Below are 26,198 nucleotides of genomic sequence, written 5' to 3'. Positions count from 1 at the left end.
TAGGGATTTTAGTTAATTGGAACTTCTGAATTGTTGTAAAATATTTGAAAAGCAAAAGTTTCAATCCCTAATAGGGATTTTAGTTAATTGGAACTTTCCAGGGTGATTAGCTGCGATCGCCTGGTGTTCCATTGGCGTTTCAATCCCTAATAGGGATTTTAGTTAATTGGAACCACCCTGGCATCTTTAACCCTAGCAACAAGCGCCCTAGTGAGTTTCAATCCCTAATAGGGATTTTAGTTAATTGGAACAGCGGTTCTCTGAAAGCCTATGTATATTTGGTTTTCTAGGTTCTGTGGCGCTAAACGCCTCAATCATAGCATGGTGAAACTTGAACTGGCTAGGTCAAATGCCCAAAACCCGCTCTATATAAGGTGCGCGAAACGGTTAAAAATGCTCTTAACCCCAAAGTCCTGCTGTACAGTGTATTCAAGCATCTTTTCGGTGTCTAACTTTTTAACACCTACCCATCCGCGCAAGTAAGCACTTTACTACAACGTATATGTAAAATCTTTTATCAGCATTCCTGGAACTAGACTACCTCCGAGTTGGCGACTTTCGTATGTTCCTACTTCAGGACTAAATTCTTGAAAATTAGTTAAATCAACTAAGTTGTCTCCCCAAAAGCGATATAGGCTTTCATCAAAACGCAAGTTTTCAATAGGGGCGACGATTTCTGCTTTTTCCACCCAAAAACAGGCATAACGGGTCATACCTGTGATTCTACCAGTGGGGCGATCACTCCAATTTAAGTAATGCAAATTCGATACATACAAGCCTGTGTCTAAACTTGGCAAAATCTGCTCAAATGCCAAATTGCCTGGACTCACTTCTGGCGCACGTAAAGTTTCTGAGCTATTAGCACCGTTAGCAGTTTTTTGATATTCTTTAGCAGTGCGAGAGTTGACTAATGTATTGAACAAAACTCCTTCTTCAATTATAGGTAATATTGGTGCTGCCATTTCTCCCCACTCATTAAATCGCGGTACTAACCCTCGTTGAAAGTTTTCCTTCAAACTAAATTTTGAGGAAAGTAGTTTTTCTTGCCGTGACAGTGCAGCTAAAGCACTATTTCCTTGTCGGAGATCAGCTTCACTCACAGCCCCCCAAGAAAGCATCATTAATAAATCGGCGACTGCGGCGGGTGCAAAATAAGTTTTGTATTTTCCTCTTAGCAATCGTTTCGCAGGGAGAGAAAGCAGTTCTAGTTGTTTTTTGTCTTCGCTAATTTTAGCTATATATGCAGATTCATTCCATTCACTACCAGCAAAAGTGCCTTTAACGGCTTGTCCATTTGCTGTGAATAAAGAATAGTCTAAAGTAAAAGAATCGGTAGCGAACCAATGTTTTTGTTCTTTAGAATCGCCGTAAGCTTTAATTACAACTCCACCAGCATATATCCCAGTAAAATCTAAGCCAGCAACTTGTTCTAGTACTGTTGGTACTACATTCTCTACCGACAACAATTTTCCCAAATTTACTTCCCTACTAGTATTATTTCCTGCTGGTAAAACAAGATATGGATCAACAGGTAACAAGGTAAGTTCTTCACGTAGCTCTTGTAAAGCTTTGTATGCTACTTGCCAATCAATTTCCCAATTGCCAGTGAAGGGAAACTGCCGAAAACTGCTGCGTTGATTTTCCATCAAAGTGAGTTCGACCCACCCATCAGCGACATAACCAGTTTGTCGGACTTTAGCATGATTGAAACGAGTAAATTGACTCCGCTCACTGCTCAGTTTCACAGTGAATTCTTCACTTGCGTTTTTTTTGATAATTAAAGTTTCAATCAGTTTATTAAAGCTGACTTCTAAACCAGATAATTCGTCAATGTTCATGGGTATTATTTGGCTAATTTGGGAGATATTAAAGCTAAATAATCAAGTATAAAATATAAATGAAAAAAAATTTATATCTCATACTTGATACTTTTTCAACTACCGCCGCCAAAGACTTCGACGTTAGCAAATACACATACAGGTGAACCATGTCCCACCCAAATCGCTTGATTTGGTTCTCCTTTACCACAGTAAGGAGTACCGTACATTTGCCAATTAGAGGCATCTCCTACTTTAATTAAGCTGTGCCAAAACTCTGGAGTTGTGGCTCGATAGTTGGGGTTACGGAGGGTTTTGGTGAGTTTACCGTTTTCAATCAATTTGGCATACTCGCAACCAAACTGAAATTTGTATCGGCGATCGTCTATTGACCAAGAACGGTTAGATTCCATGTACACACCATGTTCTATCCCAGCGATCATTTCCGCAAAGGTGGCGTTTCCTGGCTCTAAATTCAAGTTAGCCATGCGGTCGATCGCGGGTCGATTCCAAGAGGAAGCACGGGCACAGGCAACTCCTGGCACACTTGCTCTGGCTTGACTTTCTAGGCTGCCTAAACCCCGTTGCAGCACTCCTTCTTTAATCACATACTCTCGTGTTGCTACAGCGCCAGTATCATCAAAGCCATAGCTGGCATATTCACCGGGTACGGTGGGGTCGAAGGTAATGTTCATGAGCGGTGAACCATATACTAGCTTGCCAAAATCAGTTTTGTTGACAAAGCTACCTCCAGCGTAGTTGCGCTCATCTCCCAAAATCCGGTCAATTTCTAGAGGATGGCCAACACTTTCATGGATTTGCAGCATCATCTGGTCTGGCGCTAAAACTAAATTGGTGCGGGTATTTGGGCATTCATCTGCTGTCAATAGTTCGATTGCTTGTTCGCCAACTTGCTGCACCCGATGCCATAAGCCTTCTTGTTTTAACAGTTCCAGTCCGCCTTGGTAACAGTTCGCGTGCCAGCCATTGTTAGTACGCTGTTGCACGATCGCTCCATCTTGGGCAGTAGCACCGTAATGAACGCCCATAGAAATAAATTTTTGGTATACTTGCGAACCATTGCTACTGACAAACCATGTTTCTTTTTCACTGCTGGTAAAGCTAGCTGTGGTTTGCACAATTTTGTCGCTAACTTTCAGCGTTTGGCAAATGCGAACCAACAAATTGTTGATTTCCCCTGGACTGATAGCATCCAATGGTTCTAAAAATGGCGAATGATATTCACCAACGACTTTGGGGCGTTCAGTTTCACGGAAAGGATATATCCACCACTCACTGGCTATTAGTGCGTGTTTGTATGCTATTTCCGCAGCAGTTTGTAAGCTGGCAATTTCTAAAGAATTGGTAGCTGCATAGCCTAAACAGCCATTTACCAAAACTTCCAGCATAGCTCCCATCGTGGAGAATTTGCCGTTGGCTTGGGGTAAGCCATCACGGACATGACGGTTAGAGGATGTTTCTTTAACAGCTCTAATACCGATCCAATCAGCAGGTATGTTGATATGAGCGATCGCTTTTGTTAATTCAGAAAACATATTAACTCCTGTGCCAGCGTGTACCCTCAGGACTATCAATTAGGGTAATACCTTGTGCTTGTAATTCATTGCGGATGCGATCGCCTTCGGCAAAATTCCTAGCTTTTCTAGCTGCTTGGCGTTGTTGAATCAAATCTTCAATTTCTGCATCGCTTAAACCATCATTCACCGCAGTTCCGGCTTCCAACTTTGCTTCTAAACCTAAGACTTCAGCTAAAGTCACAAGTGTTTGCCACTGTTTGAGTAACTCATCCGTTGGTGTTTCGGTTTTTCCTTGATGCACAATAATATTTCCTTCGCGGCGCAGTTCCTTGGCTAATTCAAATATCACTGCTAACCCACCAGGAAAATTAAAATCATCATTCACAGCTTCTTGGAAACGTTCTACGTAGGGATTAGATATTGGCGATTGGGTATTGGAAAGATTTTTACCCAATCCCCAGTCCCCACTCCCCACTCCCCAACCGAGTTGTTCCCCGTACTGGTAGCCGAAGAGTAACCCGTCTTTCAAAGTGTGCCAAGCATTTGTCTTATCGGTGAGTGCTTCATCGGTAAAATCAATCGGTGTGCGATATTGAGCCGTCAGCACGAGCAACCGCACCGCCATTGGATCAACTCCTCGATCTAGCAGGTCACGAATGGTGGTAAAGTTGCCCAAAGATTTGGACATTTTTTCTCCATCCACTTTCACCATGCCGTTGTGCAACCAGTAACGCGACAAGGGTTGTCCTGTGACAGCTTCCGACTGAGCAATTTCATTTTCATGGTGAGGGAAAATTAAGTCTTCACCACCAGCGTGGATGTCAATGGTTTCGCCGAGGCGATCGCGCACCATAGCCGAACATTCGATATGCCAACCCGGACGGCCTGCACCCCAAGGTGATTCCCACGCAGGTTCACCTGGTTTTGCTGCTTTCCACAATGCAAAATCAAAGGGGTCTTTTTTCTTTTGGTACTCTGGATCTTCTAGGTTCACGCGATCGCTTTTCCCCGCTTGCATATCTTCTAGCTTGCGTCCAGAAAGCTTGCCATACCCAGAAAACTGCCGTACAGCATAATAAACATCGCCATCAGCAGGATAAGCAAAGCCTTTATTTTCCAAATCGTGAATCAGCCGCTGAATTCCATTCATCGTGTGCGTAGCACGGGGATACTCATCAGCTTCTTTGATTCCCAGCCTTGCCATATCCTCAAAATAAGCTTTTATAAAGCGCTCAGATACAGCTTCCATTGATGAATGTTCTTGCCGCGCTCGATTGAGAATCTTGTCATCAATATCAGTAAAATTCTGGATATAGCGCACTTCGTAGCCGATAAACTGGAGGTAACGACGCACTACATCCCAAACAATACAAGCTCTGGCATGACCCAAATGGCAGTAGTCGTATACCGTCACGCCGCAGTAATACATCTTAACCTTTCCTGGTTCTACTGTTTCAAAGGTTTCCTGACGACGGGTGAGAGTATTGTAAAGGGTTAGGGTCATAGCAATTCAAAATTCACTCATTCAAAATTCAAAGTCGTAAAACCTAATTGTGACAAACATCCTGGCTACATATCTATATGCAAATTCCAGCCAAGTTAGCTCAACACAGTAATTTGAAAATAGGTAGATACGTAATAATAGGGTAAAGCATGTGGGATGACAGTCCAGCATCCCTATGCTAGTGTTTTCTGGACTATCTGCGCTACATTACTATTTTTTGACTTTTTTGTTTTGATACGAGCGCTATGCAATCAGCAGTTTCTCCCGAATCTCAAGCAATGGATGCGCCGAAGCAAGGTATACCTGTAACAATTATTACAGGATTCCTCGGTAGTGGTAAGACGACTTTACTTAATCATATCCTGACTAATCAGCAGGGTTTGAAAACGGCTGTTTTAGTGAATGAATTTGGTGAAATAGGCATTGACAACGAATTAATTGTTTCCACAGATGAGAACATGGTGGAACTGAGTAATGGTTGTATTTGCTGCACCATTAATAATGATTTAGTTGATGCCGTTTACAAAGTTCTAGAACGTGAAGAAAAGTTAGATTATCTAGTTGTAGAAACAACTGGATTGGCAGATCCATTGCCAGTAGCCCTAACATTTCTTGGCACAGAATTGCGTGATTTAACACGATTAGATTCGATTATCACTGTAGTAGATGCGGCAAATTACAGTCTAGATTTATTTAACTCTCAAGCAGCATACAGTCAAATTGCCTATGGTGATGTGATTGTTCTCAACAAAACAGATTTAGTTGAAGAATCTGCTTTAAATGAGTTAGAAAAGAAAATTAATGAAGTTAAAGAAGGAGCGAGAATTCTCCGCACCACGCGTTCAGAAGTACCGCTTCCCTTAATCCTCAGTGTTGGTCTGTTTGAGTCTGACAAGTATTTTGATACTGTGGTCGATGAACATGAGCATCACGATCATGACCATGCTCACGAACATGATGACCACGATCACGATCATTCAAACTGTGGTCATGAGCATCACGATCATGCCCATGATCATGAACATGAGCATCATCACCATCATTCTAACCATTTAGAAAATGATGGTTTCACCTCATTATCTTTCCAAAGTGACAAGCCGTTTTCTATTAGGAAGTTCCAATATTTCCTAGATAACCAACTACCTTCTGATGTCTTCCGAGCAAAAGGAATTATGTGGTTTGATGAAAGCCCTAAACGTCATATTTTCCATTTGTGTGGCAAGCGTTTCACAATGGATGATGATGAGTGGAAAGGTCAACCAAGAAACCAACTAGTGCTGATTGGTCAAAATTTAGATAGTGAAACTTTGCTCAGTCAGATAGAAAACTGCATTTGTCTTCCTTCTGTAAGTCGAGGTAAAGGCTTTGGTAAATAATTATTAGTCATTAGTTATTGGCCATTAGTCATTGATTAGTAAAATGGCAAATGGCCAAAACAAAGGACAAATGATTTCATGCGCGTTATCATTCAGCGAGTTAAATCATCTCAGGTGACCGTTAATGGTGAGATTGTCGGCAAAATTGGGCGGGGGCTAAACTTACTCGTAGGTATTGCTGATACTGATACCGATGCTGAACTCGACTGGATGGTGCGTAAATGTTTGGAATTGCGGTTGTTTCCTGATGAAGAAGGGGGCGACCGTTGGCAAAAATCTGTGCAAGAAATTGGTGGCGAGTTGCTGGTAGTGAGTCAATTCACACTGTATGGTGATTGTCGCAAAGGTCGCCGCCCCTCTTTTGATCGTTCTGCTGTTCCTTCATTAGCCCAAGATTTGTATGAAAGATTTGTTACCAATTTACGTAGCAGTGGTTTAAATGTGGAAACTGGTCAATTTGGTGCAATGATGCAAGTTACAATCGAAAATGATGGGCCTGTAACTTTGCTACTTGAGAGAGAAGCTAGTTAAGTATTTATTGGTAAATAAACAAGATCGGTCACGGTTCATCCCACACCTTGAAGGAGTGGGCTTTCCCGCCGTCTTTTTGTAAGAGCTAGAGTGCTTAGTTCTAAAATGATGAGAGAATAATAAATTAAACATTACAAAACTTTAAGTTCACTCATCATGGCGAAAATCCAGTTTTCTAGAGGTATTGATGAAGATGTAGTACCTGATGTCCGCTTGACGCGATCGCGTACTGGTGAAAGTGGCACTGCAACATTTATTTTTGTCAATCCTAAAGCTTTGGCTCAAACCACCACCGAAGATATCACCGGGATGTACATGATTGACCAAGAAGGGGAAATCATCACCCGCGAAGTAAAGGCTAGATTTGTCAACGGCAGACCAGAGGCATTAGAAGCAATTCACCTGATGAAATCTGCTGAAGAATGGGATCGCTTTATGCGCTTCATGGAACGGTACGCTGAGGAAAACGGTCTGGGATTTAGCAAATCTTAAGCAGTCTTTGGTTATTAGTCATTAGTCATTACCTAAAGACTAACGACTAATAGCTTCACATAGAGGGTTAAAAATTTATTTATGACGCAACAACCTCACCCAGACTCACTGGGGATAATGGTCAATTGTGCTGTTGTGACGATCAGCGATACGCGTTTCCCGGAAACAGATAAAAGTGGACAGATAATTCAAAAATTACTCCTAAATGCTAACCATGCTATAGGAGCTTACAAAATTATTAAAGACGAGCCAGCACAGATTCAAGAACAAATAGAACTGCTGGGTAAAAGTGCAAATTTAGATGTTGTGATTTTCAATGGTGGCACGGGTATTGCACCAAGGGACACAACCTATGATGCGATTGAGAAGTTGCTAGAGAAAACTTTGCCAGGATTTGGTGAATTGTTTCGCTTTTTAAGTTATCAAGAAATCGGTTCACGGGCGATCGCTTCTCGTGCTGTTGCTGGTGTTTATCAAAATAAACTTATCTTCTCTCTTCCTGGTTCTAGTAATGCTGTGCAACTAGGGATGGAAAAGCTGATTTTGCCAGAACTTGTTCATTTAGTCAGCCAAATGCATCAATAAAAAAACAACCCCTACATCTAGTAAGGGTTGTTAGTTTTGATTTGACTATTTTTTTACTAAATCAGAATTAATGCATCACCATAGAGATGGCAGCCAACAGAGCAGCAATTATATAAAATACGGAGACTACTTGTAGTTCTGACCAGCCAGTGAGTTCTAAATGATGATGTAAGGGAGCCATTTTAAACAGACGCTTACCTTTACCATCGGGGCCTTTAGTAGCTTTGTAATAAGTTACCTGTGCCATTACAGACAGGGTTTCAACGAAGAAGATACCGCTGAGAACGAACAGAATTACTAAGCTGTTAGTTAATAATGCCACGGCAGCTAAAGCACCACCCAAAGCCAAGGAACCGGTATCTCCCATAAAAACACGGGCTGGGTTGCGGTTATGGGCTAAGAAACCCAAGCAACCGCCACTTAAAGAAGCACAGAAAATCATCAATTCTGGTGAAGTAGGGGCGATCAAAGCACCAAGTGCAAGTAAAGCGATCGCTACGGTTCCTCCTGCCAAACCATCAATGCCATCAGTTAAATTTGTCGCATTGCTTTCTGCAACTAAAGCAAAGCCAGCCAAAGGCCAGAATAGAAAACCTAAAGGAATCGAAAAACCTACCAAGGGCAAAGCAATATTTGTGATATTAGAAGGTTGATTAAACATCAGCCACAGACAAAACACTGCTGCAAAACCGATTTGCAAAGCTAGTTTCATCTGGGGAGAGATACCTTTATTTGACTTGCGGCGCAGAATTTGCCAATCGTCCAGCCAGCCAATAAAACCGTAACTAAGTGTCAATGCGGAAACCGCCAGCACTTCTTTACCAAAATTAGACAATACGCAAGCCAGAACCACTGCTACAGGGATAAAGAAGATACCCCCCATTGTTGGTGTACCTGCTTTTTTCAGATGGGCTTGCGGGCCATCTTCACGAATTATTTGCCCAGTTTTGAGTGCTTGTAACAACGGGATAACCCAGAAGCCCATAGCCGCCGAACTTACAGCACACAACAATAGTGGCAGGGTCAGAGACATACCCTGCCAAGGTAACCTATTACTCATCCAATCCAAAGCCACTGCTGCCGAGCCTAGCCCTAGTGCCAAGCAAGAAGCAAGACCGATCCCAGAAAAGTTTAATCCTTGGTCAGGAGATAATTTAGCGTCCACGGAAATTTCCCTTCACTCCACACTTACATAACTGAACAATAGGGACGATACATACTACGAAGTCCCCTGCTTGAACAGGCTAATCTTCAGCGATAGCTATATCGTCGTCGTCATCAAGGTCATAATCGCCGATACCGTCTTCTCCACCCAGAAACTCTGATATTTCTTCTTCTTCATTTAGAAAATCAGGTTCATGAACGTCACGCGCTATGATCCGACCGCTGGTTTGTAACCAGTCTATTAGGGAAGTCTCTTGTTTTAATGGAATAACAGCAGCGCGCTGGTTGCGGGGTTCTTCACGTAATGGAGAATTCAACATATCGCCCAAGAAACGAGAACTTTCAAGTAACTAGATAGATAGACATTAAGAGTCTATCACTGGATAAGAGATAATTTAGTTATTCATTCAACTCTTTAGTTGAGCAATCCGCCATCTGGCAAAAGTTATTTATTTAAACTACTTATGGCAGATGACAAGTTATCAATAATGATCAAGTTAGGCTCTACACATTTGACATTTATATATGTTCAATATCAATTTCATCCTGATGATTTTTGAGGTTACAAGCGATGATCGGAAAAGCGGCTCTTTTGGATGCGATCGCCCCTACAAATCGCGGTTTACTGGCTAGTGAGAAACAGAAACAGGCTATCTTAGCAGCGATCGCTACTTTAGAAGACCTGAATCCTACACCACGTCCGGTAGAAGCTACCGATTTGCTCAATGGCGATTGGCGATTACTATACACTACAAGCAAGGGTCTATTAAATCTGGATCGATTACCTTTTTGCAAACTGGGGCAAATTTATCAGTGTATTCGCGTAGAAACTACAAGCGTTTACAATATAGCCGAGATTTATGGCTTACCTTATCTTGAAGGATTGGTCAGCGTTGCTGCCAACTTCGAGCCAGTCTCAGGTCGTCGCGTCCTAGTCAAATTTAATCGAACTATCGTCGGTTGGCAACGGTTATTGGGCTACAATTCTCCAGAAAATTTTATCCAACAAATTGAAGCTGGTGACAAGTTCATGGCAATTGATACGCCCCTCAACAGCGATAAGCAACAAGGCTGGTTGGATATCACTTATATAGATAACGAACTGCGAATTGGTAGAGGTAACGAGGGTAGTGTGTTTGTTTTGAGCAAGGTATGAAGTTTTTATCAAGTTGTATCTGCGAATGAAATTAAGCGATCGCATGGTCTTTGTCAATACGGTTTTCTCCCATTCTTAGAGATAAAATCTTACAAGTAGGGAGTTAGTGAGATGGGGATCACAGAAGCTACAGCACTTAAGCAAACAGGCGAAATCCAGAAAATAAATTCCAACTAAATAACCCCCAAGTTGCCAGCAGGACAAATAACTTAACAATGAACCAAGCGGAGTCCTTCAGGTTGTAGAGTGAAATCAATTAGCCTTATATATTGGCGATTGATAACTAAAAGGGAAGAAACTCATGGTTCAACGTGGATCTAAAGTACGTATTCTCCGACCTGAATCCTTTTGGTTTCAGGATACAGGAACCGTGGCGTCTATTGACCAAAGCGGTATCAAGTATTCAGTGATTGTCCGGTTTGAAAACGTAAATTACGCAGGCATCAACACTAACAACTATGCCCCAGAAGAATTAATAGAGGTTGCACCTCCAGCGGCTAAGGCCAAAAAGTAAGCACTCAAGCTATAAGGGGATTGTTTTAATGGGATGATGAACATAAGGTAAAGTATGAAGTTTGAAGCATAAGATTTTTATTAACTTTATTCTTCATCCTTCCCCTTTCTTCTCCCTAAATCCCCAAATAATCAAATTGCTTGCTCAATTAGTCGCGGCGAGTAGTCCCCCGCTATACCGAAGGGACTTTGGCGGGAGGAAGGCCGCTCAGGGATTGGGTACTGGGCACTGGGGACTGGGAAAACATTCCCAAATTTGGGAGGGGTCAAAGCCCCTTCGATAATTTTTCCGCGCTCTTACCCAATCCCCAATCCCTAATCCCCAGTCCCTTTTACTCAGCTTGAATGCCTGAACTGCCTGAAGTAGAAACAGTCCGAAGGGGTCTAAATCAATTGACCCTCAACCAAGAAATTACGGGTGGAGATGTGTTGCTTGATCGCACCATCGCCTACCCGTTTTCTGCTGCTGATTTTATTCATGGAATTAAGGGGAGTTCTATTGCGGCTTGGTATCGCCGTGGTAAGTATCTCCTCGCTCAATTGTCTCCATCTTGCACCGAAGAGGACAAGGGGACACGGGGACAAGGAAACAAAGGGACAAGGGGACAAGGAAACAAAGGGACAAGGGGACAAGGGGTCAAGGGGACAAGGGGACAAGGGGATAATAAGACTATCTTTGTTGCATCGCCCCTGCACTCCACTGGCGCTGGCTGGCTAGGGGTACATCTGCGGATGACTGGTCAACTGTTGTGGCTGCATCGAGATGAACCATTACACAAGCACACAAGGGTAAGATTGTTCTTTGGTAATCAGCAAGAATTACGTTTTGTTGATCAACGCACCTTTGGGCAAATGTGGTGGGTTCCGCCAGAAGTTGCGATTGAAAGTGTGATTACTGGTTTAGCAAAACTTGCAGTAGACCCATTTTCGCCAGAATTCACAGTTGAGTATTTAGCTCAAAAGCTGCAAAACCGCCGCCGTCCGACCAAAACAGCTTTACTCGATCAGTCAGTGGTGGCGGGATTAGGTAATATCTATGCTGATGAAGCACTTTTTAAGAGTGGAATTTTACCAGAAACTCTGTGTACAAATTTGCAGCGAGAGCAAATAGAACGTTTACGTATTGCCATTATTCAAGTATTAGAAGCTAGTATAGAAGCTGGCGGCACGACCTTTAGTAATTTCCTGAATGTCAAGGGCATTAACGGTAACTATGGTGGTGTAGCCTTGGTATACAACCGTACCGGAGAACCCTGTCGAGTTTGTAGTAGTTTAATACAGCGAACTAGGTTAGCTGGCAGATCCAGCCATTTTTGTCCCCAGTGCCAACATTAGTGTAGTTCAGCGCTAAGAGGCAAAAATACCAATAGTAGGTTTGTGCTTTTACCCCTTGGCGCAAGCTAAAATCCTGTATAAAACAATCTATAAACTTGGTAAAAAGCTTATGGCAGTCAAAAGAGGGGATATGGTTCGCGCTGTCCGCGAAAAGTTGGAAAACAGTTTAGAAGCAAAAGCTAGTGATTCTCGCTTTCCTTCTTACTTGTTTGAAACTAAAGGCGAAGTTGTAGACCTTAAAGGTGATTATGCCCTTGTTAAGTTTGGGCAAGTATCAACACCTAACATTTGGTTACGACTAGATCAACTAGAAGAATTTAAATAACAGTTGAAACTCCCCACTCTAAGTTTATGTCTTTTTCTGCTGACTCCTCATTTCTCTGTCATCTCCCTCGTGTCACTATCATTGGTGCAGGTAGAGTTGGCAGCACTCTAGCTCAACGTATTGCCGAGAAAAATCTGGCAGATGTAGTGTTGTTGGATATCATCGAGGGAATGCCTCAAGGATTGGCACTGGACTTGATGGAGGCTAGGGGAATTGAACTACATAATCGTCGGATTATCGGCACTAAAGATTATGCTGATACATCTGGTTCTGAAATAGTGGTGATTACGGCAGGTCTTCCCCGCAAACCAGGTATGAGTCGAGATGACTTACTCAAAACCAATGCCAAGATTGTGGTGGAAGCTGCCAAAAATGCGATCGCCTACTCTCCTAATGCTATTTTTATTATCGTCACCAATCCCTTAGATGTAATGACTTATTTAGCTTGGCAAGCCACTGGTTTACCACGCGATCGCATTATGGGTATGGCTGGCGTGTTAGATTCTGCACGATTTGAAACTTTTATTGCTTTAGAATTGGGGGTTTTACCTGCCGATGTCAAAGCGATGGTACTGGGTAGCCACGGAGATTTAATGGTTCCTTTGCCTCGTTATGCTAATGTCAACGGCATTCCGATTACAGAATTGTTGGATGCAGACACCATTGAACGCTTAGTAGAAAGAACCCGTAACGGTGGTGCAGAAATTGTGGAATTGATGCAGACAGGTGGTGCTTTTTTTGCTCCCGCTTCTGCTACCTCTGTAATGGTGGAATCGATTTTGCTGAATCAGTCGCGCTTGTTGCCTGTGGCGGCTTATCTTCAAGGTGAATATGGTTTAAATGATATTATGATTGGCGTTCCCTGCCGATTGGGTTGCGGCGGAATTGAAAATGTATTGGAATTGAATCTCACCGATGAAGAACTAGCTGCTTTACATAGTTCTGCTCAAGCAGTACGTCAAAATATTGACCGAGCGCAGGAAATATTAGCTGGTGTTACCACATAAGTTTTCTGCAATCTTAAAATTGTTTTAAAAACAAAAGGCAGTAGCCGCAACTGGCACTGCCTTTTTTGCTATTCCACTAAGTTGAGCTTTTGCCAAAAATTACTGCTGCATCAAAAGCAACACTAAATATTAGTTTGCTCTAAGAGCGGTATTCCTGATCTGCGGGGTCACCGTAGGGGTCTTCGCTGGCTGGACGGACATTGCCGAAATAATCCTGGTCTGCGGGGTCACCGTAGGGGTCTTGGCTAGCAGGAATGGCATTGGCGTAATAATCTTGGTCTGCGGGGTCACCGTAAGGGTCTTGGCTAGCAGGAATGGCATTGGCGTAATAATCTTGGTCTGCGGGGTCGCCGTAAGGGTCTTGACTAGCGGGGATGGCGTTGCTGTAATAATCCTCGTCTGCGGGGTCACCGTAGGGGTCTTCGCTGGCTGGACGTACTTGGCGATCGCGGTATTCGGACTCTGAGTCGTTATTCCCTAAGATAAGATCCTTCGCCTTACGGAAAAAATCATCAACCATGATATATCTCCTAAATTGATTTCGTGTATCCCACGTGCGCGATAGGCGTTATCTTCTGGAAAACCGCTTTAATTTACACACACGTCTGAGTTAACCTAAAGTGCTGGCGCTTCAGTTGCAGTGAGACCACTTAAATCCCGTCCTGTAGAACGCCTGTTATATCCTTGGAATTCCCGATACTTTTGCGCTTCAGATTCAGGGACTTGAATTCCTTCTGGTGGTGGAGTTACCCAATGAGCGCGGTGTTGAGCATCGCGGTAGTATACACGCCCGTTTTTAGAAAGGTAGTATTTGCCCTGCGCTCCTTCTTGTTGAGCATTCTTATGCTGGTTGTAGAGATAGTAAAGTGCTGCGGCTCCTGCCAATATCGCTACTTTCTGTCCTGTACCTAATCCTTTCTTAGCCTGGGGTTGGTTTGTAGTGTTGCGATCGCTTACCGTTCTACCAACAGTGTCATCAACTGGTGGTGGTACTGAAGCATTCCGAGAACCTCCACAGCTGGTTAGCAATGGTACTACTAGCAATGCCGACAGAAAAACCGCCAAAAGGCGCGAAACGAATTTACGCTCTTTGTATGTTGTGTTCATCGTATTTTGTTATTACCCTGCATTTGCTAAAAGCTGTGCTGTTGCAAAAACAGAATTAAAATTCCGATTGTTTCTCCTGGTCTTAAAAAACATTGACCACTCATTCACAACAGCACAAGTAAAGCGTTTCACTTTTTATGATGCTTCAGTTTCGCAAGTATTCCATCCTGCCTTTGAAAGAAACGGTATTCATCCAATAGAAATATGTTGTGAATCAACTACCTCTGCCAAAATGCCCTTACTCCAGAAGACTTGTCCTTATCCATACCTGATAAATCCTTGCTTCGTTGCTATCCCGCCTCGGAATGGAATTCCAAGGCTAATAGCGAAAGTCTTCTAAAGCTGACTGAGCGAATGCTAGAAAAGTGGGAATTATAAGTCCATGTATGCGTAGCAATACAGAGCGATCGCAGGATATCTTGTCGGTGAAACGTTAACTTCGCGAAATGCTGCTTCTGGTACTTAGTTGTCACAAGCTATTCAGAAGATTTACGCAAAAAATTAACTGTAATATTTATACTTATTATTTAAGTAAGTATATCTTCAGAGTATCCTTTTTTAAGGGATAGATTTAGCAAGTTTGTTGATTAAATAGCAAATATTTCTCTATTACTTAGGCTGGCATCGTAAAAAAAATCAAACTAACATAATAGAACCCGGTCAATTTGGATACATACTAATGGGTTCAACCAAAAATAGTTTACAGCCTACCCAAACTAAAACTCGCCTCCTTCTGGCTTTATGGGATTTGGGAGGAATGCAGCAAGAAGTAACAAAAGGTCTAGTCAATAAGAGAATTGTACCCAAAGGCAAGAAAGTAAAAGAGTATCAGGGGTTATTTGAGGAATTGCAAAAACAGGGAGCGATCGCAATCTCCAAAAAGGGATACTCTTTAGCATCTCCCAAGGGTTTAGAGGTATTGGGTGAGGGTTTGAAGAGTAGCGATTTTAAATTTGAAGGGACGATTGTTGGTACTTGGGCGGCTAATGCGTTGGTGCGGTGGATTAGTCAGATCGATGTTGCAGTAGCTAGTACATCTGCATTAGGTAACGGGAAAAGTGCGATCGCATCTTACGACGAGTTTAAGTCAGTGTCGTTGCAAGTTTATGACAAGTTGAACTATGAATACAACTTTAATCACCTAGTGCCCATTTACAGGATTAGAAGAGAAATAGGCGATCGTGTGAGTCGTACACAATTTAATGATTGGCTGCTGGAAATGCAAGCTGATGATATTTTGCAGCTACAAGGTGGAACTGTAGAAGACAATGCACGCAACAAAATAGAAGATTCCATTAGTACAGAACTTAATGGATTACGCTGCTACACCAAGCGTCTGAAACCATAAACTTTCTTCGATTTTTAACTTATTAAACTTACCCCATTATGATTGCTAATATATCTACCATTGATGAACTGATTAAAAAAGAAAACCCATTTGCAGGGCATCTTATTGTCAAACCGCAGCAAATATGGGGTAAAAGTTTTCCTGATGTACCCTCAATTAATGCTCATGCTTCTAATGCAGTATTTGATGCAGTTGAAAAAATAATTAAAGGGCAGCGTACAACCGTAGGTATCACGATTACAGCAGAAAAAGGGCTAGGTAAAAGCCATATTATTAGTCGAATTCGTCATCGTTTGCAGGCAAAAGATAGTAGCTTATTTATTTACATGGGTAAATATGACAACTTAAATAAAATTAAGTATGAATTTTTGCAGAGTGTTACCTCTAGCCTTAGAGCAAATGGTAGTCAAAAAGTGATGCAGTGGCAAGAAATTGCAACGGCTTTAATTAACGAAGCAAAGCAATGGAACTACACACCACAACATTATATTAGTCAATATCCACTGTGGTTAAATAAATACTCAACTAAATTCGTTGAACAATTGACAAAACTTGTTCAGCCAATAGTACCTGAAATTAGCAATCCTTATATCGTTCAAGCAATTTTATGGACGTTTTCTCCAGCCCATGTTAATTATGCAAATCGCTGGTTATCAGGTTTAGAAATAACACAGGCGGAAGCTGAAGTAATGGGATTGCCAAATCCAAAACAAGAGGATATAGAAACTGAATCTTTACGCAATGTTCGCCAGATTCTAGATATTGCTAGCCATTATAAAATTCCAGTTATTTGCTTTGATGAATTAGATAATGCAGACGTTGCAGAAAATGGTTTAACAACAGCACAAGTTATTGGCAGCTTGGTTAAAGATTTATATAACAATCTCAAACGAGGTGTTTTCCTACTGGCAATGTATCCTGAAACTTGGAATGATCAAATCAGATTTTTGCCACAAGCTGAAGCAGCCATTGACAGATTAGTAAGTGAACAAGCTGATAGGCAACCAATTGAATTAAAATATCTTAACTCTGATGATATTATTGCTCTCGTTCAAAAATGGCTAGAAGATTTTTATCAAGAAAATCAACAAAATTTGCCTCATCCTCTCTACCCATTTGATGAAAATAAACTTAGAGACTTTGGAAAAGGTAAACCTACTATTAGAGTAGTTTTAAATTGGTGTGCAGAAAATTTTCATAATAACCCACCACCACCTCCACCACCTCCTCCTCCACGATCACAGGTTGAAACATACTACCAACAAGAGTTAGCGTATGTGAATGAAGCTATGAATGAACTTTTAGAAGATGAGGCAACAATTTCCAACGCTCTTCGGCTTTCTATCTATAGCTTAATTGGAGAAACTGTAGAGGGAGTAACTATTGAATCACTTGAAGAAGTAGAGCCTAGCGCAGCAAATAATGGTTTTATGGATTTTAAAATTATTTGCAAAATTCCTGGTAAAAAGAAAAAAGAGAGGATTGGAGTAGATGTAGTTCAGCAAGATGGCGCAAATGTAACTGCTGCATTGAAACGACTAATTGAATACGAAACATTTAACTTAACTCGTGGTTGCTTAGTTCGCTCAAATATTATTAGTTCAGGTGCAACAGTAGCTAAAGAGAAATTGAGATTACTATTGGACAAAAAAAAGGGCGGAAAGTGGGTAGCATTACAAAGCGAAGATATTCTACCTCTTTTAGCGATCTTATCCGTTTACTGGGGTAGTGAAGATTACGGTATCACAGGCGAAAAAGAGATTATAGAGTTTCAGGATCAGGTTTTAGACTTTATGAGGGATAAAAAAATAGCAATAAATAATCCTCTTGTTCGAGAAATTATTAGTCCTCCTTCTTATGAGCATTGGGTTGATAATGAATTTCCTATCGCTATTCCTCAGCCTATTGCTAATGCTGAGTAATATTAACCGTAATCTATAGCTAATTATAAATGAATCAGCTGTTTTCACTACCAACAGCGCTGTGTCTACCCGCCCCTGATATTGAAGTCTTAATACAGGGGCGAACAATTGCAGCTTTACCTAAGATGTTTCTTCGTCCTGGGCAAAGGTTTGCACTTTATCCCCTTGACACTTCAGCAAATCAGCTTTCAATTGAGCAATATTACCGCACAAATTTTTTGTCCATTGCTCAAACTGCTATCAAACAAATTAATTCTGAGACAGTTGCAATTAAAGCTTGGGCAAGATGTGAACTTTGCCAAATTTTAGATCATACTAAACCTTTAGATGTTTTGTCTCAGTTAACAATCTGGACACCAGAAGCATTTGAGGCAATATTACAGAAACAGCAGAACATTTTTCTGGCTTACTTGCGCGTTTATCACTTACCTCAGTTATGTGAAGTTCCAGTTAATGTAAACATAGAAGAAAAATTAGGTAAATTTGTTAGTTTATCTAATATCAATGGTTCTGAAGAGAAACCCGTATTAAGTGACCAAATATTCGCTCAACGCAAACGCCAATTAGAAAAGTTAGAACCGCAACTGCATCCTGAATGGGAAGAATTACAAAGTGCATTAGCACAACTAGCCACAACCAACCCAATCGCACAACAATTAAATAATGATATTAATATATTTTTGGGTTTGAGTAGTGACAAGTCGATTAAGCAACCTGATGCAGATTTAGCTTGGATCAATAAGATTGCAGCTTTGGGTAATCGCAGTCAACAAGAAGACGAGGGAAAAAGTAATTATCAAGCTGGGACAGATTTTGAAAATATAGTTCGCAAGAGCCTTGAGTTTTTAGGGTTTACCATTGATTATTTCCATAAAGGTGGTGCTGGTGGTGTAGATTTATTCTGTTCACAACCATATCCACTTGTTGGAGAATGCAAAGCTGGTAAAAAAATTCCCAATGATACTGCTGTACAACTATTAAATTTGGGAACACTACGCCTGAAAAGTCAAGAATTATTTAAGCAAGCCACTAAATTAATTATTGGCCCTGGTCAACCAACAACTCAACTTCAAGATGCAGCGAAAGTACAAGATATGGCTATTATTAACCCAGCAACGCTAGAGAAACTGGTCAAGTTACAAAGTAATTATCGAAATTCAATAGATTTATTTAAGTTAAAAGAATACCTAAAAGCTGGTCAATGTGATAACGAAGTTGAAAAATATATTGACCAAGTTTATAAACAAATGAGCTTGCGATCGCAGATCATCAAAACAGTAAAAGAACTTTCTGAGCAAGATGACGAAAGTTCAAAGGCTACGCATCAGTGTTTTACAGTGACAGAAATTCGCGCTCATTACAATGCAAAGCACAACCCTAAGCACACTGATGAGACAGTTCGAGAGTTAGTTATTGAACTATCATCACCCTTGACAGGCTATTTAGGACGAGAAAAAGGTAGTGATTGGAAGAGCGATCACTTTTATTACCTACGCGACTTACCCCTTTAGTTCTCTTTCCTTCGTGTACTTTGCGTCCTTTGCGGTTCGTTTCAAAAGTGCGTAGGCGTAGCTCGTCGTAGACATCGCTTTTATCCCAGTGTCAATATCCCAACCTGATAATTGACTACTAACGGCAAAATCTTCAACCACTCTGAACCTAACAATACCTCTGTAATTTCATCCCCTGCATAAACAGGAATTTGATACTCTTGTCCATCCAAGAGTACCGAACCCGAATAAATTAAAAATTTTGTTTCTCCCTGTGCAGTTCGCAAACGTTCTTTACCAACGTAAAGCCAATTTAGATCATTTATGTCTTGTTTATTCATAGCTAAAAAGCCTGTAAAACCAGTATCTAACATGGCATCTACAGGCAGATTTAGTCCATCACTAGTAATCAAATTTATTTCAAAAAATAGCTGCCCCTCACTATCAAAAATTCCCTGAATCATATTCTGCCAGTAGTTCCTGTCTCATTCAGGCAATATACAAAATGGTCTCTATTAGGGTATTTCTCAAGAACTTTTTTGTGAGCTTGCATTCTATCTGCATCAATGAAGTAATCACCACTATCAGGCTCCACGCCAACATACCAGCCATAGTGTTCGTGAATCAAATCGGGACGTACACGCTCAAAAATTGCCCAACAACGCTGATCAAATGCTTCATCTTCAGCTTTGCGTCTAGCAAGTTCCTCTGGCGATAAAGTCCGTTCTGGAAAAATTCGCCCTCGACGTGCGGGTTGTTTTGGTGTAAATTGAGTCACACTATTAAGCCCAATTATTACTGCTGCTTTAACTTCATTTTACACTTACAGCTATAGATTATCGTAAGGGCACAACAATGTTGTGCCCCTACTTGTGTATTTCATTTACTTTAAAAACCTTGTATCAACTAACCCAATATAGCTAACTTATTTTATTTCTTACTTTGCGCTCTTTGTGTACTTTGCGGTTCGTTTCAAAAGTGCGATCGCCATAGCTGGAATTAATTTAATAAGAAACTCCAGGCAATAATTCCTGCACAAAAACTAACAGTTAAGCATCCTAAAAGTAGAAGCCTAAACTTCAATTCTCAGGATGCTTAACCATAAAAAATTGTTGCATTGGCAACAGTACAAGAACGGATTTCGATTGATGTGAAAGCTATATCCGTTAGCTGGCAGAAACTTTTAAACTGCTGGGTTGTGCAAGATTACCATGCAACATCACACCTCGATGATTGGCGTGCAGATGACGCAGAATTTTATAAATTGCCTCAATTTGATCGGCTGCGTTTGCTTTTTCGGCGACTTCAGCTAAAGAAAGTTCAGATTTTTCTTTTTGCAGCACTTCTACTACTCGTTTTTGCAAGTCGAGAATAGCGGCGGCGGCTTTTTTGCCAGCTTCTACCCCTGGTTGATGGTAGGCGTTGATGTTCACCAAACTAGCATACAAACCAACAGCACGCTCATATAAAGCAATTAACGCCCCTACAGTACGGGCATTAACTTGGGGAATAGTAACTGTAATCGAATCGCGGTGATTTTCGTAAAGCGCTTGTCGGGTTCCTTGGAGAAAACCAGAAAGATAATCACCTGATGTCACTCCAGGATCGATTTCTGGGGAGGGAGTTTTACGATCTTCCAAAACTTCGATTAAGGTAGCAAAGAAATTTGGCACACCTTCGCGCAATTGCTGTACGTAAGCGTGTTGATCTGTTGAGCCTTTATTGCCATAAACAGCAATACCTTGATAGACGGTTTTACCATCTAAGTCTTTTTCCTTACCCAAGGATTCCATTACTAGCTGTTGCAAATAGCGGCTAAACAAAAGCAAGCTGTCTTTGTACGGGAGAACAACCATGTCTTTTTCACCCTTGCCATTGCCAGCAAAGTACCAAGACAAAGCTAGCAGTGCTGCTGGATTATTTTTCACATCAGCTACGCGGGTGGCATCATCCATTTCTTTTGCACCCTCTAGCATGGCGCGAACATCAATGCCCTGCAATGCTGCTGGTACTAACCCGACAGCAGACATTTCTGAGGTGCGTCCTCCCACCCAGTCATACATGGGGAATCTAGCTAACCAGCCTTCGGTTTGTGCTAGTTTATCTAGGTAGCTATCCACGCTAGTAATGGCTACGGCATAGTGAGCAAATTCTAAATTCTGCCCAGCATAGGCTTTTTTGACTTCAATCATGCCGTTGCGGGGTTCAGGTGTTCCGCCAGATTTGGAAATCACCAATACCAAAGTGCTGGAGAGGCTGTTACGCAAATGAGTGAGAATCCGATCAATACCTGCGGGATCGCTATTGTCGATAAAGTGAATTTTTAGAGGTGGGAAATCAGGAGACAGCGCTTCAGCGACGAATTGGGGGCCAAGGGCGGAACCACCAATGCCAATGGAGATGATATCAGTGAAGCGGCTAGCTCTGGGAGGATGAATAGCACCTGTTTGAACTTTATCAGCAAAGGCTTCGATTTGCTCTAAGGTTTGGACAATTTCTTGTGTGAGTTCTGGAGTTGGCGCTAAATCAGGATTTCGCAGCCAATAGTGTCCAACCATGCGATTTTCGTCGGGATTAGCGATCGCACCTTTCTCCAGTTCCGCCATATCCGCAAACGCTTTGTCAAACTTCGGCCGCAACGATTCCACAAAGGTATCATCAAACCGCATCCGACTCACATCTAGGTATAGCCCTAATCCCTCGTGGAAATATAACCAATTCTGGTATCGTTGCCAAAGTGCCCTAGCATCCATAGGGAAATCTCAAGTAAAGTGTTTTCCAAAAACCAGTTTAATGTAAGGTTGTAGCGATCCCTGCTTTGCCTTATACAGTTTTAAGTGTTGACTAATTCCTGCTCTTAGACATCTGGCATAGGTATGACACGCAAAAATTTTACTATTTCACCCCTAACTTCAATCCCAATCAGATAATTATCTACGGTGAAACGGTGAAATATGCCATCATCATCAAGTTGCCGCAGTTCTGGGATAGTACGCATCTGCCAGCTGTGGGCAAACTCGGTAAAGACAAAATCATGCACCCGCTCGTAAGCAGATGGTTCTAAATCCTTTAGGTCTAATAAAAAAGACCTGGCATAGCGCACTTCCAGAATCACTAGGCGTCACCTGAAGGAAAATTAAGGGCATTGGGCATTGGGCAGAGGATGGAGGTAATTGGAAGGGGCAAGATATATTCATAGTTCTTTCATCTTGTCTTCTTGTCCTCTTCAGTATGCAGTTCATGACCGCTACTTACATTGGCTAAAACAGACTTGTGATTTAGAAAAACATTAACAGTCGTAATGCTTCATCCTGGGTTAAGATGTCCCACGGTTGTTGCGATCGCTTGACTTGTTCTATAGCTTTTAGCATATAAAAGTCACAATGCAAATTATGGACAACGTTCCAAGTTTCTTGCAGATCCTCATCGGATAACTGCTCTATTAAGTGATGGATTCTTGTTCGCAGTAAATTCATATGTTACTTATTACCCGTAACCCAACCATAGTATGCCCACAAAATTGGCAATGGTTAACTGCAAGACGGTACGATCCTCTACACTACAATCTGGGAGATTGGGGCATTGGGGATTGAGGGCTGGGGGCTGGGGGCTGGGGACTAGGGATAGGGGAGATTAAGAATACAAATAACTAATGACCAATAACTAAATTAATATGTTTGAATATTTAATCTTTCTGGCAATTTCTACGGCAACTTTTGCGCTGTTCGGTTTGGGACTGAACTTGCAATGGGGTTTCACAGGTTTAATTAACTTTGGTCATATTGCTTTTATGACCCTTGGAGCATACACAACAGTGTTGTTAAGCTTAAAGGGCGTTCCGATACTGATATCGGCGATCGCAGGAGCAGTTTTAGCAGCTTTATTAGGTTTAGTAATTGGTTTCGCAACTTTGCGCTTGCGGGAAGATTATCTGGGGATTGTCACCATCGGTGTAGGAGAACTAATTCGCTTGGTGGTAAATAACCAGGATTTGCCTGTAGGTAACACTTGGATTTCTGGGGCGTTTGGTGTCCAAAGTTATCCTATACCTATATCCACAACGCCCAATTTGTTCTTTAGGTTTTTGATGATTGGACTGCTGACACTGGTTTTTGCTGTCACTGTCTATTCATTGTGGCGGTGGATGCGTACTACCCGAATTTCCGGCGTTAATGAGTCATTGACGAGAAAAACTACTAAGCAAGAATTCGCATCACGTTTGGGAGTAGGGATTTTATTGGGGCTATTAGCAGTAGCTATTTATATTTCTGGGGTAATCACACTATATGATTACAACCCGAAAGCGGGTTTAATGCTGTTATCGCTTTTAGTATTAGCATTTGTATTCTGGCGCTTGGAAATATTGGTGCGATCGCCTTGGGGTCGAGTCCTCAAAGCCATCCGCGAAGATGAGGAAATTCCCAAAGCATTAGGTAAAAATGTCTTTTGGTATAAGCTACAATCGCTCATGCTTGGAGGTGCGATCGCGGGCATTGCTGGCGGTTTCTTCGCTTGGCAGCTGAGTGCTGTTTACCCAGATAATTTCCAACCGCAGCTGACTTTTGACGCTTGGATTATGGTGATTTTGGGCGGTTCTGGTAATAACATTGGCACAATTTTAGGTGCGGTGATTTTCTTTGCTTACGATGCCATTACGCGGGAAGTTTTACCCAGAATCATCCCCCTTGATGAAGCACGTCTAGGCGCATTTCGCATCATGGTTATAGGTTTAATTTTGATGGTACTGATGATTTGGCGTCCTCAAGGTATCTTAGGGAAAAAGGAGGAACTTACCCTTGGTAAATAACCAGTATCACCAATCATCCCCACTTTCTTTGTTGGTAGCCACGGGACTTTGTAAAAGCTTCGGTGGTATCAAAGCAGTCAATGAAGCCAGCATAGAAGTTGCTAAAGGCAGCATCACAGGCTTGATCGGCCCCAACGGTGCTGGCAAAACTACCTTTTTTAATTTACTTTCTAATTTCATCCGCCCAGACAAGGGACGAGTGATTTTTGATGGCGAACCAATCAATCACTTACAACCCTACCAAATCGCCCAGCAAGGTCTAGTACGCACCTTTCAGGTTGCCCGGACTCTCTCGCGGTTGTCGGTGTTAGACAATATGCTACTGGCGGCGCAAAAACAAACTGGCGAGAATTTTTGGCAGATGCAGTTGCAACCCCACGTTGTGGCTAAGGAAGAAAAGCAGCTGCAAGAGCAAGCTATGTTCTTATTAGAATCAGTAGGATTAGCAAAAAAAGCTCATGAATATGCTGGTGGTTTGTCTGGTGGACAACGCAAGCTGCTGGAAATGGGACGGGCGCTGATGACTAATCCCAAGTTGATTTTGTTGGATGAACCAGCTGCTGGAGTGAATCCAAGGCTAATTGATGATATTTGCGATCGCATTCTCACCTGGAACCGCCAGGAAGGTATGACCTTTTTGATTATTGAACACAATATGGATGTGATCATGTCCTTGTGCGATCGTGTTTGGGTACTTGCCGAAGGGCGAAATCTAGCTGACGGTACACCCGCAGAAATTCAAAGTAATTCCAAAGTGCTAGAAGCTTATTTAGGAAAATAGCTTGTATACGAAATTGGCGATCGCTAGGATTAGATGTTACTGCTCTAATTCTTGGCGTACTTTTGCTGCAACTGCTGCTGCTTCCTCGTCACTCACCCACCTGCTCAAACCAAGTTGATTAAGTAACTTTTTAATTCGCATATAAATTAACAATAGAAGATTACCTACAGGCATATCTGAGGTACGGGGAATAACGTGAAAGTGGATGTGCTTAACTTGTTCGCCCCAGGAACACACATGAATTTTTGCTGGTTTAAGCACTCTTGAGAGTGCTAAACAGGTGTTTTGGATGATTGGCCCTAGAGCAATAGCTTCTTCTGGTGTCAGTTCCGCTAAATTTTCGCAATGTCTTTTGAGTTTGATAATTAGATAACCCGGTAAAAGCACAGGAGACAAAGAATGCTCGACAATCCAATAATCGTCTTCATAAATGGTTCCACCTGGAGCCTTAATCTTTCCAGTTAAGACATTGCACGCAAGACACCCATCCACCAGCACGCCCTGATCTCCTTAAGTTAAAAACATCTCATACCAATTCTCAAAAATATTGCTTCTCATCAATTTTTGCGTCATTATCTGTAACCAGCTTATAGGAAATCGATTTGACATCCTCTCACCGCTAACCTTTGCAGGTGTAGCGGGAGATTCCAAAGACTACTCTTTAGGTTTCCTCTTTTCACGAGATAAAGGCTCGGCTCGTTTTTAAACTTTGTTATGCAGCCAATAAACTCCATTTTCTCGCTGCATTAACTGGTAGCCAACCAACTCTCGCCGCAAGGTAGCATAGTCATGATGGTAGCGCTGGAGAGTCTCATTCACCGTTCGTTCTGGGTACTGAACACCCACCTCAAATTTGCTGGCCAACCACTTGAGAATGACTAAGCGTTTTTTACGGCTGGCGGGAATTTCCTTAAGGCGTTGTATTCCGTCTCTGTGGTTGGTAACGCCCTGTAGATAGTTGTTCAAGATTTTGCTTTCCCAGGCTTCAGTATCCACATCTTCAATTAAAGATGCTATTTTTTCAGCAGTAAAAATTTCTTTGCTCATATTCTGCAAAGCTTCGCTATCCAACTGGTAAAAGCGGCTATTACCCTCAGGGCGCATAGTCACTAAATTTAATTCCTTGAGTTTAGATAAATGATGGGATACTGTCGGTTCCTTGAGTTGCAATAGCACTGCTAGCTCTTCAACACTACACTCTTGGTTCGCCAGAATACTCACAATCTTCAATCGGCTCTCGTCCGCCAACGCTTTAAAAAATTGCAGCAAAGTCTGAAATTGTTCTTTCCTCATAATTTGTTATAATCTAATTCGATTTCAATCTAATTAGACCGAAGACAAACCAGGCTTGTTGTCTCCCTCTGATCAGGCAGAGGCAATATTTTGCTAAATTGATAATT

The 26,198-nt window shown here is 41.8% G+C and carries 28 protein-coding genes and 1 CRISPR repeat array (1 of these 29 only partly in view); of the genes, 14 read left to right on the top strand and 14 right to left on the bottom strand.

The annotated features are described in order from the left end of the window. Positions 1-251: a CRISPR direct-repeat array (repeat unit 37 nt; unit sequence GTTTCAATCCCTAATAGGGATTTTAGTTAATTGGAAC) (it extends 2,049 nt beyond the left edge of the window). Between the two features lie 240 nt (positions 252-491). The 3 genes from AC5JL8_RS13965 to cysS form a co-directional block, all read right to left on the bottom strand. Beyond that, entirely contained in the window at positions 492-1,838 is a 1,347-nt protein-coding gene (locus AC5JL8_RS13965) for a TldD/PmbA family protein (RefSeq protein WP_495880367.1), read from the bottom strand. 95 nt (positions 1,839-1,933) lie between these two features. Further along, positions 1,934-3,373, bottom strand: coding sequence for a TldD/PmbA family protein (locus tag AC5JL8_RS13960; protein ID WP_495880366.1), 1,440 nt, complete (start codon positions 3,371-3,373; stop codon positions 1,934-1,936). 1 nt (position 3,374) lies between these two features. Next, positions 3,375-4,859 (bottom strand): cysteine--tRNA ligase, encoded by a 1,485-nt coding sequence (gene cysS, locus AC5JL8_RS13955; protein ID WP_495880365.1) that lies wholly within the window; start codon positions 4,857-4,859, stop codon positions 3,375-3,377. 245 nt (positions 4,860-5,104) lie between these two features. Here cysS and AC5JL8_RS13950 point away from each other — a divergent pair, with 245 nt between their 5' ends. The 4 genes from AC5JL8_RS13950 (at position 5,105) to AC5JL8_RS13935 (ending at position 7,843) form a co-directional block, all read left to right on the top strand. After that, entirely contained in the window at positions 5,105-6,235 is a 1,131-nt protein-coding gene (locus AC5JL8_RS13950; RefSeq protein ID WP_495880364.1) for a CobW family GTP-binding protein, read from the top strand. Between the two features lie 78 nt (positions 6,236-6,313). Continuing rightward, positions 6,314-6,766 (top strand): D-aminoacyl-tRNA deacylase, encoded by a 453-nt coding sequence (gene dtd / locus AC5JL8_RS13945; protein ID WP_495880363.1) that lies wholly within the window; start codon positions 6,314-6,316, stop codon positions 6,764-6,766. Between the two features lie 156 nt (positions 6,767-6,922). Beyond that, on the top strand, positions 6,923-7,258 hold the full coding sequence (gene psb28, locus AC5JL8_RS13940) for a photosystem II reaction center protein Psb28 (protein ID WP_495880362.1): 336 nt from the start codon (positions 6,923-6,925) through the stop codon (positions 7,256-7,258). 81 nt (positions 7,259-7,339) lie between these two features. After that, positions 7,340-7,843, top strand: coding sequence for a MogA/MoaB family molybdenum cofactor biosynthesis protein (locus AC5JL8_RS13935; RefSeq protein WP_495880361.1), 504 nt, complete (start codon positions 7,340-7,342; stop codon positions 7,841-7,843). Positions 7,844-7,910: 67 nt separating this feature from the next. Here the strand turns inward: AC5JL8_RS13935 and mraY are convergent, their stop codons facing one another. Both mraY and AC5JL8_RS13925 read right to left on the bottom strand, forming a co-directional pair. After that, a complete protein-coding gene (gene mraY, locus AC5JL8_RS13930) occupies positions 7,911-9,008 on the bottom strand; it encodes a phospho-N-acetylmuramoyl-pentapeptide-transferase (protein WP_495880360.1) in 1,098 nt (365 codons plus the stop codon). A gap of 79 nt (positions 9,009-9,087) precedes the next feature. Further along, positions 9,088-9,327: a DUF3134 domain-containing protein gene (locus tag AC5JL8_RS13925; RefSeq protein ID WP_495880359.1), complete on the bottom strand. Its 240-nt coding sequence runs from the start codon at positions 9,325-9,327 to the stop codon at positions 9,088-9,090. A 251-nt stretch (positions 9,328-9,578) separates the two neighbouring features. Here AC5JL8_RS13925 and AC5JL8_RS13920 point away from each other — a divergent pair, with 251 nt between their 5' ends. From AC5JL8_RS13920 to mdh, 5 genes are all read left to right on the top strand, one after another. After that, positions 9,579-10,163 (top strand): PAP/fibrillin family protein, encoded by a 585-nt coding sequence (locus tag AC5JL8_RS13920; RefSeq protein ID WP_495880358.1) that lies wholly within the window; start codon positions 9,579-9,581, stop codon positions 10,161-10,163. 301 nt (positions 10,164-10,464) lie between these two features. Further along, entirely contained in the window at positions 10,465-10,677 is a 213-nt protein-coding gene (locus AC5JL8_RS13915) for a photosystem I reaction center subunit IV (RefSeq protein WP_495880357.1), read from the top strand. Between the two features lie 344 nt (positions 10,678-11,021). Next, the gene (locus AC5JL8_RS13910; RefSeq protein ID WP_495880356.1) at positions 11,022-12,011 is read left to right on the top strand and encodes a DNA-formamidopyrimidine glycosylase; all 990 of its coding nucleotides are present in this window, start codon (positions 11,022-11,024) and stop codon (positions 12,009-12,011) included. A gap of 109 nt (positions 12,012-12,120) precedes the next feature. Beyond that, positions 12,121-12,336, top strand: coding sequence for an NAD(P)H-quinone oxidoreductase subunit O (locus AC5JL8_RS13905; protein WP_495880355.1), 216 nt, complete (start codon positions 12,121-12,123; stop codon positions 12,334-12,336). Between the two features lie 26 nt (positions 12,337-12,362). Beyond that, positions 12,363-13,343, top strand: coding sequence for a malate dehydrogenase (mdh, locus tag AC5JL8_RS13900; RefSeq protein ID WP_495880354.1), 981 nt, complete (start codon positions 12,363-12,365; stop codon positions 13,341-13,343). Between the two features lie 139 nt (positions 13,344-13,482). On the opposite strand, the gene AC5JL8_RS13895 is transcribed toward mdh, so the two are convergent. Both AC5JL8_RS13895 and AC5JL8_RS13890 read right to left on the bottom strand, forming a co-directional pair. Continuing rightward, positions 13,483-13,863 carry a translation initiation factor gene (locus tag AC5JL8_RS13895; protein ID WP_495880353.1) on the bottom strand — a complete coding sequence of 127 codons (381 nt, stop codon included), beginning with the start codon at positions 13,861-13,863 and terminating at the stop codon, positions 13,483-13,485. 95 nt (positions 13,864-13,958) lie between these two features. Beyond that, entirely contained in the window at positions 13,959-14,450 is a 492-nt protein-coding gene (locus AC5JL8_RS13890; protein WP_495880352.1) for a hypothetical protein, read from the bottom strand. A 679-nt stretch (positions 14,451-15,129) separates the two neighbouring features. Here AC5JL8_RS13890 and AC5JL8_RS13885 point away from each other — a divergent pair. The 3 genes from AC5JL8_RS13885 to AC5JL8_RS13875 are packed head-to-tail and all read left to right on the top strand — an operon-like array spanning position 15,130 to position 19,231. After that, positions 15,130-15,798 (top strand): hypothetical protein, encoded by a 669-nt coding sequence (locus AC5JL8_RS13885; protein WP_495880351.1) that lies wholly within the window; start codon positions 15,130-15,132, stop codon positions 15,796-15,798. A gap of 38 nt (positions 15,799-15,836) precedes the next feature. Next, a complete protein-coding gene (locus AC5JL8_RS13880; protein WP_495880350.1) occupies positions 15,837-17,720 on the top strand; it encodes a hypothetical protein in 1,884 nt (627 codons plus the stop codon). 29 nt (positions 17,721-17,749) lie between these two features. Next, entirely contained in the window at positions 17,750-19,231 is a 1,482-nt protein-coding gene (locus AC5JL8_RS13875; protein ID WP_495880349.1) for a DUF1802 family protein, read from the top strand. A gap of 80 nt (positions 19,232-19,311) precedes the next feature. On the opposite strand, the gene AC5JL8_RS13870 is transcribed toward AC5JL8_RS13875, so the two are convergent. The 5 genes from AC5JL8_RS13870 to AC5JL8_RS13850 all read right to left on the bottom strand — a co-directional run bounded on the left by AC5JL8_RS13870 (position 19,312) and on the right by AC5JL8_RS13850 (position 22,686). Then, complete coding sequence (locus AC5JL8_RS13870) at positions 19,312-19,674, bottom strand: aspartyl protease (protein WP_495880348.1); 363 nt, start codon at positions 19,672-19,674, stop codon at positions 19,312-19,314. Continuing rightward, positions 19,671-19,988: a hypothetical protein gene (locus tag AC5JL8_RS13865; RefSeq protein ID WP_495880347.1), complete on the bottom strand. Its 318-nt coding sequence runs from the start codon at positions 19,986-19,988 to the stop codon at positions 19,671-19,673. The genes AC5JL8_RS13870 and AC5JL8_RS13865 overlap by 4 nt, the downstream gene beginning before the upstream one ends. 388 nt (positions 19,989-20,376) lie before the next feature. Further along, a complete protein-coding gene (locus AC5JL8_RS13860) occupies positions 20,377-21,963 on the bottom strand; it encodes a glucose-6-phosphate isomerase (protein WP_495880346.1) in 1,587 nt (528 codons plus the stop codon). 104 nt (positions 21,964-22,067) lie between these two features. After that, a complete protein-coding gene (locus AC5JL8_RS13855) occupies positions 22,068-22,325 on the bottom strand; it encodes a cytotoxic translational repressor of toxin-antitoxin stability system (protein WP_495880345.1) in 258 nt (85 codons plus the stop codon). A 163-nt stretch (positions 22,326-22,488) separates the two neighbouring features. Then, the gene (locus AC5JL8_RS13850; protein WP_495880344.1) at positions 22,489-22,686 is read right to left on the bottom strand and encodes a hypothetical protein; all 198 of its coding nucleotides are present in this window, start codon (positions 22,684-22,686) and stop codon (positions 22,489-22,491) included. Between the two features lie 197 nt (positions 22,687-22,883). On the opposite strand from AC5JL8_RS13850, the gene AC5JL8_RS13845 reads away from it, so the two are divergent. Together AC5JL8_RS13845 and AC5JL8_RS13840 are read left to right on the top strand one after the other, a co-directional pair. Beyond that, positions 22,884-24,017: a branched-chain amino acid ABC transporter permease gene (locus AC5JL8_RS13845; RefSeq protein ID WP_495880343.1), complete on the top strand. Its 1,134-nt coding sequence runs from the start codon at positions 22,884-22,886 to the stop codon at positions 24,015-24,017. Next, entirely contained in the window at positions 24,007-24,798 is a 792-nt protein-coding gene (locus AC5JL8_RS13840; protein WP_495880342.1) for an ABC transporter ATP-binding protein, read from the top strand. The genes AC5JL8_RS13845 and AC5JL8_RS13840 overlap by 11 nt, the downstream gene beginning before the upstream one ends. 36 nt (positions 24,799-24,834) lie before the next feature. Here AC5JL8_RS13840 and AC5JL8_RS13835 read toward each other — a convergent pair whose 3' ends face one another. Together AC5JL8_RS13835 and AC5JL8_RS13830 are read right to left on the bottom strand one after the other, a co-directional pair. Next, positions 24,835-25,296, bottom strand: coding sequence for an HIT family protein (locus AC5JL8_RS13835; protein WP_495880341.1), 462 nt, complete (start codon positions 25,294-25,296; stop codon positions 24,835-24,837). Positions 25,297-25,500: 204 nt separating this feature from the next. Continuing rightward, positions 25,501-26,091 (bottom strand): DUF2087 domain-containing protein, encoded by a 591-nt coding sequence (locus AC5JL8_RS13830; RefSeq protein WP_495880340.1) that lies wholly within the window; start codon positions 26,089-26,091, stop codon positions 25,501-25,503. Positions 26,092-26,198: the final 107 nt, after the last annotated feature.

The organism is Mojavia sp. (assembly GCF_059505145.1).
Note: the sequence above shows the minus strand (reverse complement) of the source record. Positions and strands in the feature narration are given on the sequence as shown.

Coding starts and splice junctions, on each gene's coding strand:
- AC5JL8_RS13830 (WP_495880340.1), bottom strand. CDS start 26,091: ATGAGGAAAGAACAATTTCAGACTTTGCTGCAATTTTTTAAAGCGTTG.
- AC5JL8_RS13965 (WP_495880367.1), bottom strand. CDS start 1,838: ATGAACATTGACGAATTATCTGGTTTAGAAGTCAGCTTTAATAAACTG.
- AC5JL8_RS13880 (WP_495880350.1), top strand. CDS start 15,837: ATGATTGCTAATATATCTACCATTGATGAACTGATTAAAAAAGAAAAC.
- AC5JL8_RS13920 (WP_495880358.1), top strand. CDS start 9,579: ATGATCGGAAAAGCGGCTCTTTTGGATGCGATCGCCCCTACAAATCGC.
- AC5JL8_RS13910 (WP_495880356.1), top strand. CDS start 11,022: ATGCCTGAACTGCCTGAAGTAGAAACAGTCCGAAGGGGTCTAAATCAA.
- AC5JL8_RS13925 (WP_495880359.1), bottom strand. CDS start 9,327: ATGTTGAATTCTCCATTACGTGAAGAACCCCGCAACCAGCGCGCTGCT.
- AC5JL8_RS13850 (WP_495880344.1), bottom strand. CDS start 22,686: ATGAATTTACTGCGAACAAGAATCCATCACTTAATAGAGCAGTTATCC.
- AC5JL8_RS13895 (WP_495880353.1), bottom strand. CDS start 13,863: ATGGTTGATGATTTTTTCCGTAAGGCGAAGGATCTTATCTTAGGGAAT.
- AC5JL8_RS13875 (WP_495880349.1), top strand. CDS start 17,750: ATGAATCAGCTGTTTTCACTACCAACAGCGCTGTGTCTACCCGCCCCT.
- AC5JL8_RS13960 (WP_495880366.1), bottom strand. CDS start 3,373: ATGTTTTCTGAATTAACAAAAGCGATCGCTCATATCAACATACCTGCT.
- AC5JL8_RS13870 (WP_495880348.1), bottom strand. CDS start 19,674: ATGATTCAGGGAATTTTTGATAGTGAGGGGCAGCTATTTTTTGAAATA.
- AC5JL8_RS13905 (WP_495880355.1), top strand. CDS start 12,121: ATGGCAGTCAAAAGAGGGGATATGGTTCGCGCTGTCCGCGAAAAGTTG.
- AC5JL8_RS13890 (WP_495880352.1), bottom strand. CDS start 14,450: ATGAACACAACATACAAAGAGCGTAAATTCGTTTCGCGCCTTTTGGCG.
- mdh (WP_495880354.1), top strand. CDS start 12,363: ATGTCTTTTTCTGCTGACTCCTCATTTCTCTGTCATCTCCCTCGTGTC.
- AC5JL8_RS13935 (WP_495880361.1), top strand. CDS start 7,340: ATGACGCAACAACCTCACCCAGACTCACTGGGGATAATGGTCAATTGT.
- AC5JL8_RS13950 (WP_495880364.1), top strand. CDS start 5,105: ATGCAATCAGCAGTTTCTCCCGAATCTCAAGCAATGGATGCGCCGAAG.
- AC5JL8_RS13860 (WP_495880346.1), bottom strand. CDS start 21,963: ATGGATGCTAGGGCACTTTGGCAACGATACCAGAATTGGTTATATTTC.
- AC5JL8_RS13915 (WP_495880357.1), top strand. CDS start 10,465: ATGGTTCAACGTGGATCTAAAGTACGTATTCTCCGACCTGAATCCTTT.
- AC5JL8_RS13885 (WP_495880351.1), top strand. CDS start 15,130: ATGGGTTCAACCAAAAATAGTTTACAGCCTACCCAAACTAAAACTCGC.
- psb28 (WP_495880362.1), top strand. CDS start 6,923: ATGGCGAAAATCCAGTTTTCTAGAGGTATTGATGAAGATGTAGTACCT.
- AC5JL8_RS13845 (WP_495880343.1), top strand. CDS start 22,884: ATGTTTGAATATTTAATCTTTCTGGCAATTTCTACGGCAACTTTTGCG.
- cysS (WP_495880365.1), bottom strand. CDS start 4,859: ATGACCCTAACCCTTTACAATACTCTCACCCGTCGTCAGGAAACCTTT.
- dtd (WP_495880363.1), top strand. CDS start 6,314: ATGCGCGTTATCATTCAGCGAGTTAAATCATCTCAGGTGACCGTTAAT.